Raw genomic sequence first — 2,219 nt, forward strand, 5'->3', positions numbered from 1 at the left:
TAATGCGGAGCAAAGCCGTCGCATAACGGCAAAAATGAGTGGCTATCAAGCGACTGTCCCACGCACCTCCGCATTATGGCCACCTGATGATAAGTGAAGTAATGACCACCTCTCCATTACTTGACGTAAGGCCGGACATAAAGCGGCGACATGAGCCGAGGCTCATGTCCGTGTTGAAGGCAAAAACGACCAATGTGATGCGCGCCGCCGCAAGCCTCCATCGCAACAATGCAGGGATCCAAACCTTCCAGAAAGTCCAGCAACCGGTGCCGTTGAAGGCGCTTGCGGTACACGACCGCGCCTGTTGCGTCCAATCCCGCAAGGCTACAAACGGTCTTGCCCAGATCAATGCCCAATACTTCGATACCCATCAGAATGCTCCTCTCTCTCCACCTATGCCCGCAACAATAGCTGCGGTTTGGCGGGAAGACAGTTCATCCCATTAGCTCAGTTGCATGGGGCTGGCGGTTGCAAGCAGCAACAGCCTGAGCACCAGTGTGGTTGAACCGCCAATGTGACGATAATTTCCAGCATATCGTCGGACACTGCCACAGGGACGGTGGACACGCGCTAGATCCGGTCAATCGGTGAGGGAGTCTGGAAGGCAGTTAGGTGTCACCGGCTATCATGGTTGTTGCTCATCAACTGCTCCAGCCGCCGAAATAGACTGACTACTGCGACAATACTCTATCACAGAAACAAACTGTGTGTTGCCAATTGCAACAGGCTGAGTAGCGCAACGATAAGTTCCTGGCTTTGCCCTTACAGGTGTTGCAACTTGCAACACATTGATATTAAATAATAAATACTTGCATTAAGCCGTAGAAGAAAATATGTGGAAATACGATGCACTGATGCGTGCACAGTCATGGGACTTGCTTGCGATATAAAATTGCAAGTTTGTTCCGGTCGAAAGCGGGACAGCACTTGTTTGCTTTACGGGCTATCGCCGGATCATGACAAAGGCGGCCGATTTACGCGTGACTCCTGCGGTCTTGCCTTAATTTACAGGGGTCATGCCACGGTTGCCGTCTTCCCGTGCCAAAGACGGATATTCGCCGGGGACTAACCCGACCCGTTCTCATACCGACTCCGTCTGGGCGAGGACAGAAACGCGACAACGTAACCCAACGAGCGAGTCCAGCAAAATGCTTGGAGGAGCATCGAGGACTGTCGCGGCCATATGGTCGTGGCGGGGCGGGAGAATAACCTGCGGGGAAGCGGCTGGCCACCGATAAAAGGCATCGCGTGGATACGGCGAAGGAAGCGACGGGCCTTTCCCTGCGTGTCGGGGGGAAGGAGCGGGTGGGGGAGGTGTGTCCAAAATCTGGTTTTCCCGAAAATTTTTAAAAAATGCATATTTCAAAAGCAATTTTTCGTTCTCAAACAAGCGAGATTTGGGAACTTGGCTGCAGTTGCATCCTGCAACATTCAGTAAACATTTTCCGCAAAAAATCGAAGTCGTACCGCAACCAATCTGAGCGCCCGAAAACGCACTCCGCAGCAACTTCTTTCAAACTTCTGCTGAACTTCTGGCAAAAGTTCGGCACATCTTTGCCCATAGATTTTTGCGATTTTTCATATAAATAAGGGGTATTGGCGTTTTAGGGGGTTAACCCCCCCCTTAACCTTAGAAGCCAAAACCAGAGTTATACATGGTGGTGGTAGCGCGCAGGCGCGCGAGAAAAAAATCGCCAGAAAAACCCAAACTCAACGCTTACCCATGCATCTCCGTGTGGCAGAGGATGTTTACAAGATGTTGCAGGATGCAGCGGAAGGCAGCAAAGGTGGCGCAGGCAGGTGGCACAACAAGATCAGATCTCGCATTCCTCGACGACCTCGACCTGTCGCACCAGAAACGCATGTTCGTGGTTGGCTATGTCGAACTTGGAAACGGGGCAGAAGCCGCCAGACGCGCAGGGTACAGCCCCAGATCAGCCAGAATTCAGGCGTCGCAACTCTTAACAAAACCTAACATCAAGTTCGCAGTCAGCCGCGCGCGCCAAGCCGTGCCTGTTTCACAGATGAACAAGGCGAAGACGTGTTTCGCCGCTGGCGGGCAATCGCCAACGCATCTCTCGCCGATATGGTCCAAGTACGTCGTGTGGCATGTCGCTACCTTCTGTGTCTGACGTCAGCACCTATGGGACAGATATGGCGATTTGAACAACGGAGGGTTTCTGGTTCATCGTAGCCTTTAAGGAGCGAAGATGAACAAG

General features: G+C 52.4%; 1 protein-coding gene and 1 pseudogene. One reads left to right on the forward strand and one right to left on the reverse strand.

What is annotated here, in order from left to right; all coding sequences use genetic code 11:
• Positions 1-119 precede the first annotated feature (119 nt).
• Positions 120-371: pseudogene (locus B8991_RS20875) on the reverse strand (IS110-like element ISMmg1 family transposase); the annotation flags it as partial.
• A 1,395-nt stretch (positions 372-1,766) separates the two neighbouring features.
• Between B8991_RS20875 and B8991_RS20885 the strand changes: the two are divergent.
• A complete protein-coding gene (locus tag B8991_RS20885; RefSeq protein ID WP_179141576.1) occupies positions 1,767-2,132 on the forward strand; it encodes a terminase small subunit in 366 nt (121 codons plus the stop codon).
• Positions 2,133-2,219 lie beyond the last annotated feature (87 nt).

It is taken from the genome of Primorskyibacter flagellatus (assembly GCF_900176485.1).
Lineage (GTDB): Bacteria > Pseudomonadota > Alphaproteobacteria > Rhodobacterales > Rhodobacteraceae > Primorskyibacter > Primorskyibacter flagellatus.